The 6,462-nt window shown below is 41.8% G+C and carries 7 protein-coding genes; 5 read left to right on the top strand and 2 right to left on the bottom strand.

What is annotated here, in order from left to right:
- The first annotated feature begins 119 nt into the window (after nt 1-119).
- The 3 genes from CWC03_RS16095 (at nt 120) to CWC03_RS16085 (ending at nt 3,174) form a co-directional block, all read left to right on the top strand.
- Nucleotides 120-1,538 (top strand): MFS transporter, encoded by a 1,419-nt coding sequence (locus CWC03_RS16095; protein ID WP_138582749.1) that lies wholly within the window; start codon nt 120-122, stop codon nt 1,536-1,538.
- Between the two features lie 244 nt (nt 1,539-1,782).
- Complete coding sequence (locus CWC03_RS16090; protein WP_138582748.1) at nt 1,783-2,613, top strand: alpha/beta fold hydrolase; 831 nt, start codon at nt 1,783-1,785, stop codon at nt 2,611-2,613.
- 351 nt (nt 2,614-2,964) lie between these two features.
- Nucleotides 2,965-3,174, top strand: a complete 210-nt coding sequence (locus tag CWC03_RS16085; protein WP_010603820.1) for a cold-shock protein — start codon at nt 2,965-2,967, stop codon at nt 3,172-3,174.
- A gap of 152 nt (nt 3,175-3,326) precedes the next feature.
- Here the strand turns inward: CWC03_RS16085 and CWC03_RS16080 are convergent, their stop codons facing one another.
- Nucleotides 3,327-3,770, bottom strand: a complete 444-nt coding sequence (locus tag CWC03_RS16080; RefSeq protein WP_138582747.1) for a hypothetical protein — start codon at nt 3,768-3,770, stop codon at nt 3,327-3,329.
- Nucleotides 3,771-3,948: 178 nt separating this feature from the next.
- On the opposite strand from CWC03_RS16080, the gene CWC03_RS16075 reads away from it, so the two are divergent.
- Nucleotides 3,949-4,290 (top strand): zinc ribbon domain-containing protein YjdM, encoded by a 342-nt coding sequence (locus tag CWC03_RS16075; protein ID WP_010370215.1) that lies wholly within the window; start codon nt 3,949-3,951, stop codon nt 4,288-4,290.
- A 336-nt stretch (nt 4,291-4,626) separates the two neighbouring features.
- Nucleotides 4,627-5,667, top strand: coding sequence for an IS481 family transposase (locus CWC03_RS16070; protein ID WP_138582746.1), 1,041 nt, complete (start codon nt 4,627-4,629; stop codon nt 5,665-5,667).
- Between the two features lie 187 nt (nt 5,668-5,854).
- Here CWC03_RS16070 and CWC03_RS16065 read toward each other — a convergent pair whose 3' ends face one another.
- On the bottom strand, nt 5,855-6,202 hold the full coding sequence (locus CWC03_RS16065) for a RidA family protein (RefSeq protein WP_138582745.1): 348 nt from the start codon (nt 6,200-6,202) through the stop codon (nt 5,855-5,857).
- Between the last annotated feature and the right edge of the window lie 260 nt (nt 6,203-6,462).

Below are 6,462 nucleotides of genomic sequence, written 5' to 3'. Positions count from 1 at the left end.
CCAGTTAATCCAGTTAATCCAATCAAGCTTTAAACCTAACTATACTATTGACCTCAAGTTCACTTGAAGTAGTACAGTCACCACTTATTAGCATGGCGCAATGGTAGGAGTGGTAACACATGTTAGAAGATACAGTGAATACAGAGGATAAAACTGCTCTGGGGGCCGGACAAAAGCGGGTGTTGCTCAGTTTGGCTATGGTACTCATTTTGCCAACGCTTGGCATGAGTAGTATCAATGTCTTGTTGCCAACACTTGCGGAGGAATTTGGCGTGGGGCAGGCATTGGTGAACTGGGTAGTTGTGGCATATTTGCTTTCGCTTACCGCATTTATTCTTGGTGCTGGTGCTGTTGGAGATAGCGTTGGCCGAAAAAGGGCGCTGTGCATCGGTATTGGTGTCTTTTGTGTGGGCTCCATTGTCGCTGGTCTGAGCGTAAACCTTTGGATGTTGATTGCTGCTAGGCTGTTCCAAGGCGTTGGCGCTGCGCTGTTATTATCTCAAATATTTGCACTGGCAAGCGTTGCGATGCCAAAGCGTAAAGTTGGACTTGCGATGGGGCTACTAGGTACTACTGCTGCGATTGGCACGGCTCTGGGACCATTGCTAAGTGGTGCAATGCTAGAATGGTTATCATGGCAGTTCACTTTTTGGTTGATGATATTGCTTGGTGGGGCAGCTTATTTTTTAATAATAAGGTTTCTGCCTGATGATGTCATAAGTCCACCTGAGCCGCAGCGTTTTGATGTTATTGGAAGTGTGTGGCTGTCGGTGTCATGCCTATTTTATGTGTTGGCTATGCCATCGAGTAGCTCGTTTAGTCTTGTCTTACATAGCGTATTTTTCTTATTTTCTGTGGCTTTTATCTACTGCTTTGTACAAAGCCAAAAGCGTGCTCAATTTCCACTTGTGAGTTTGGCTTTTCTTAAACACAAGCTACGCAATACCTCGTTAATTGTGAGCTTTATAGTTGACGCCATCGCGATGTCGACATTAGTTGTCGGACCTTTTTATCTCACTTATGCGTTAGAGCTGAGCCCGGTCACGGTTGGTCTTATTGTGTCTATTGGGCCTTGTATTGCCGCTGTTTCCGGCTATCCGTCGGGTGAGGTGGTTGATCATTTTGGTATCGCGTTTGCTATGTTTTTGGGCTTGCTGATGCTCCTCATTGGGATAATTAGCTTTGCAATCTTACCTTCATTATTTGGACTTTATGGCTATGTTGTGGCGTTATTTGTGTTAACTCCCGGAAGGCAGTTGTTTTTAGCGGCTCACCATACCTTTGTGATGACGACAGTAGCCGAAAAAGAAAAGGGCATGGGGTCAGGGCTCATTAATTTATGTAAAAACTTAGGGCTAATGACCGGAGCCTCATTACTTGGTGGTGTATTTAGCGTGTTGCTGCAGGTAAAGAGTGCGGCAGTGGCAAGCTCTGCACAACTTAATATGGCATTTTCACTGACCTTTTTACTCGCTGCCGTGTTTATTTTGGCTTCGCTCGTTGCCGTATTTATAATTAGCAGAAAGCAAGCGTTTTAAAACTGGAATGCGTATTTCGAAAAGTTTTTTCCTCCTTTTTTCAAACTTAAGGTTTTCTTAATTTTCGCTTTTTAAAGTTTTTACATCAGAACAGGAAAGGTGTGAAAACGATGGGTAAACAAAACTTGCAGAGAGTATTACTTTACTTTGTTCTAAGCAGGGGAGGTGCAGCAAAAATGTCATTGGCTTGTGGTGCATCTAGCTGCTAACTTTAGAATCGAACTATAGATATCAAGGAAACGATATGTATCGCACGCTAACCATATTGGGGTTGTTGTTCGTTAATTGTGCTTATGCACAGATTGCGCTTGAACGCGATATTCAAGAGCACGTCGTGGTTGCGAACAAAGTATCTTTGCAGGTTTATCATGTTGCTGGCAATGAACCTGCCATTGTTTTTGAAAGTGGTTCTGCAGCGCCTGCAATTTATTGGACTCCAGTAATGATGGGTCTCGCGCAGCAAGTACCCAATGCATTGGTGGCCTATAACCGTGAAGGTTATGGCAAAAGCGAGCTTAGCCGCAGAGCCTATAGTGTTGATACGGATAATCGTAATCTCCGTGAAGTGTTGAGAACGCTTGATATTCGGCCGCCGTTTATCTATGTCGGTCATTCATACGCATACTATATAATGCAAAACTACATCACCTATTATCCTGAACAGGTTGCAGCCTTGTTGTATGTTGACCCTGTGACTGTTTACTTCATCGATAAAACCCACGCCTTAGCGCAGGATAAGCTACTTAAACCCTTGAGTACACTGCCTGAAAATACCTTCGGTGAAGCTCTGCGCCGGGAAACTCAAGCGCTAAGTGAAACCGTTGCGAGTGTTCGGACGCATCAAGCACCTGATCATATTCCGTGTCGTGTTATCGTTGCCCAAAGACCATTTGACCCTAGCCAACGTGATGTTAAAGCGTGGCGAGAAGGACAAGAAGCGCTGGCGTCACATTGTGATTCTAAGCTAATTATTGCTAAGGGAAGCGACCATACCGTACCTATGAATGCCCCGCAAGTGGTCGTGGAGCAAGTGGTGCAATTAATTCGGGAATTAGAGTCGAAGAAGCCCCTTTAGTTTTATGAATATTTTATTGCAATCTCTATTATTTACACGGAGTTAGGGTAATAATGTGTTTAAAAAATAGGGGGTTGAAAAAGCCGCCAAAAAAATATTGATATCTGTCATTAGTAAGTCATATTGATGATTAAAAATACATTGACTTAGGGCGGAATCCCTATATGATGTTCATAGACAGAATTTGAGTCAGTGTTTTAAAATCTCCATTACGTTGTTGTATAAGTGTTTGCTTGTAGTAGTACCGTCCTGAAGTTTTATCCACTCTACAAATTTAGGTCTATGCGCCCACATGGGCATAGCTCATCAATGCGCAGCATTGGTTTTTGTTTTTATATCAGGATTAGTATTATGTCTAACACTCTTACAGGTACCGTTAAGTGGTTTAACGAGTCTAAAGGTTTTGGTTTCATCGCTCAAGAAAATGGCCCTGACGTGTTCGCACACTTCAGCGCAATCAAAGGTGACGGTTTCCGTACACTTGCTGAAGGCGAGAGAGTTGAATTCACAGTAACTGACGGCCAGAAAGGTCCTCAAGCTGAGAACATCGTTAAGCTTTAATCGCTTAATTGATGAAGAAAAAGCAAGCTAAGGCTTGCTTTTTTTGTGCCTGAAATAGCATATTTTTTTCGATAAAATCTTGCTATTTGCTCTCTCAAATTGAGCAACCATTAAGGCAAATTGGTATAACACGACTAGACAGACTCAACCCCTCAAGTTGGTATAGTCTTTCTGTGTGCCTTAGCGAGATCCTCAAGCGTATTGAGCGCCGAAGCATAAATCTCTCGCGATGTTTTATTGAGCCCGCCCCTGGCTGCTGAGATTTCAAATGTACGCTTCATATCACCAAGTAAATTGATCTTTTCGTGAGGGCTTTCATTCATTGATATCGGCGCACCGATAGCCATCATCTGGCCTGAATCAATAAACCCTCCTTCGAATAGCTCTCTGGACATAGCTCGTACTTCTGCCGCTGAAATGTTGTGAACGTTGTATTTAGAGGCAACATTTTGCCAATTATGTTCGGCATTGTTTGCGGTTTGGCTAATGGAGACTTGGGCGTCTTTCTGTGCTGCTTCTGCCTCTTTTGGTTGATGCGGGCTATGGCTGCTATAAATTGTTGGTGATCCAATCCCCTGGGTTTGACTAACAAGCATAGGTAATCCTTTATATGATGAAATGCAGATTAATAACTAAGCAATTGTCGTGCCGCAACACTTTGGGTAGCTATTCTTAATTCAATAGCGATTTAAAGAAGAATATAGAGGACGCTCTACTCACTTTTACAGTATCATATGCCGATGATACACAGCCTTAAAAGTGATACAGTTAATTATGTCTTTACCTGCTTGCCCCAAGTGCAATTCTGAATATGTTTATCAAGATCAAAGTCAGCTAATATGCCCTGAATGTGCTTACGAATGGGATCCAAACGCGACTGCTACCGAGGACGACATTCAAGTAAAAGATGCCAATGGCACACTATTAGTGGATGGCGATAAAGTCACTGTGATTAAAGATCTTAAGATTAAAGGCAGCTCACAAGTTATTAAGATTGGCACTAAGGCTTTGGTAAGGCGAGTGCTAGATAAAAAAGACCATGAACTTGACTGCAAGGTTGATGGCGTTGGTGAAATGATGGTGACAGCGAAGTTTGTTAAGAAAGCAAATACTTAAGTGGATAAGTGTTCAGAGGTTATGGAGTTTTGAAGTTGCTCCACTTCTATTAAACTGATTTGTCTTTTACGGGTAGTCGCCATAGCTAGTTTCCTTTGCAGAATTAAAGCTTAGGCGGCATCTTTGGAAGGTGTAAATTAGTGGTAGGTGTCACATCTATTTTGACATCCACATATACAACTAAAAACAGGGCTAGCTGTATTTTTAAACAAATATTGAATAACTTAAAATGAATTAGTTCTGACCAGACCTGACATTTCGATTTGAAAAATTGAGAGTTACCCGTTTTGATAAAGGTGTCGAATCTTTGTTCAAAACAACTAAGGAGTAACTCTCATGTTACATACTAACAATCCAATCATTAAACACAAAGCTGGTTTGCTCAATCTAGCTGAAGAGCTTGGAAACGTATCTAAAGCCTGCAAAATGATGGGTGTTTCGCGAGATACGTTTTATCGTTATCAAGAGCTCGTTGATGAAGGCGGTATTGATGCACTCATCGATAAGTCGCGTAGAACACCAAACCTGAAGAACCGTGTAGATGAAGAGACTGAAAAAGCAGTTTGCACCTATGCGATTGAATTTCCGGCTCACGGGCAAGTCAGAGCCAGCAATGAGTTAAGAAAACAAGGCGTATTTGTTTCTGCCAGTGGTGTGCGGTCTGTTTGGTTGCGCCATGACTTGGAAAACTTTAAAAAGCGTCTGAAAGCGCTAGAGGCTAAAGTTGCGCAAGAAAGTCTCATTCTCACAGAGTCCCAAGTAACAGCCCTTGAGAAGAAAAAACAGGACGATGAAGCCTGCGGCGAAATTGAGACTGAGCACCCAGGATATCTTGGTTCACAGGATACTTTTTATGTTGGAAACCTAAAGGGAGTTGGCCGTATATATCAGCAAACTTTTGTTGATACATATTGCAAAGTTGCGTTTGCAAAGCTCTACACCACTAAAACACCGATCACAGCAGCAGAGCTACTGAATGATAAAGTTTTACCTTACTTTAAGCAGCACGAACTACCTATGCTACGGATCCTCACTGATCGTGGAACTGAGTATTGCGGTAAGGTTGAACACCATGATTATCAGCTTTATCTAGCGATCAACGACATAGACCATACTAAAACCAAGGCAATGTCGCCGCAGACAAACGGTATCTGCGAACGCTTCCACAAAACGATACTTCAAGAGTTTTATCAAGTGACATTTCGCAAAAAGTTATACAGCTCTTTGGAAGAGCTCCAAAAGGATCTGGAGGAGTGGATAAATTACTACAATAATGACCGAACTCATCAAGGAAAAAAATGCTGTGGTAGAACGCCATTTGAAACATTATTAGATGGGAAATCGATCTGGGTTGAAAAGAATTTAGCCCAAATCTAGGCTGACAGTCACCGATTGAAAAACGGGTAACTGTCAGGTCAAGTCTGAGCTAGTACAACTTTAGGTGGTACCATTACCACCTGACACTGCTGCGTCAAATACGGCTGTCAAATTTGATCAATATCTAAAAACCAAATCTGACAGATTAACAGTCAGCTTTGTCTAAACTAGGCTTATGTTTTTTAGACTAGATTTCTGCAGCGACTACCGAAATCTCAACAAGCAATGCGTCACGAGCCATGCTCGCTTCTACACAAGCGCGAGCTGGCGCATAACCTTCAGGCACCCATGCATCCCACACTTCGTTCATTTCTGCAAAATACTTCATGTCTTTAATATAAATTGTCGCAGAAAGAATGTGCTTGCGGTCGCTGCCTGCTTGAATTAGTAGCTCATCAACTTTCTCAAGCATGGATTCAGTTTGTTCTTTAATTCCTTGTTCTGCGTCCTTACATACTTGGCCACATAAATAAATGGTACCATTGTGTTTCACAATTCGGCTCATTCGTTGTTTGGTGTCAATTCGTTCAATCACTGTTTTTCCTTTCTAATCGTTACTGTAATCGGCAGGTTTAGGCTGAAATGTTATCTTTTTTTAATAAGATGAGCTACATACTTGGTACTGGTTTTTATGAAAAACAACGACGGTTAATACCAGTTGTATTAAGTAAATGATCTATCTTGAAGCGGGGAAATAGCTTTAGTAGCAAGGCAAAAATTTTGCTATTTAGTTGTTCTAAATGAGAAATTTTTAATGAGGCTAATATGCTATTTCACCCTTCAAATTGGTTAGAT

Origin of the sequence: Pseudoalteromonas sp. S2755 (genome assembly GCF_005886535.1) — a bacterium.
Classification (GTDB): domain Bacteria; phylum Pseudomonadota; class Gammaproteobacteria; order Enterobacterales; family Alteromonadaceae; genus Pseudoalteromonas.
Note: the sequence above shows the minus strand (reverse complement) of the source record. Positions and strands in the feature narration are given on the sequence as shown.

Excerpts from the sequence above, each read along its gene's own strand:
- CWC03_RS16095 (WP_138582749.1), top strand. The coding sequence starts at position 120 with ATGTTAGAAGATACAGTGAATACAGAGGATAAAACTGCTCTGGGGGCC.
- CWC03_RS16090 (WP_138582748.1), top strand. The coding sequence starts at position 1,783 with ATGTATCGCACGCTAACCATATTGGGGTTGTTGTTCGTTAATTGTGCT.
- CWC03_RS16085 (WP_010603820.1), top strand. The coding sequence starts at position 2,965 with ATGTCTAACACTCTTACAGGTACCGTTAAGTGGTTTAACGAGTCTAAA.
- CWC03_RS16080 (WP_138582747.1), bottom strand. The coding sequence starts at position 3,770 with ATGCTTGTTAGTCAAACCCAGGGGATTGGATCACCAACAATTTATAGC.
- CWC03_RS16075 (WP_010370215.1), top strand. The coding sequence starts at position 3,949 with ATGTCTTTACCTGCTTGCCCCAAGTGCAATTCTGAATATGTTTATCAA.
- CWC03_RS16070 (WP_138582746.1), top strand. The coding sequence starts at position 4,627 with ATGTTACATACTAACAATCCAATCATTAAACACAAAGCTGGTTTGCTC.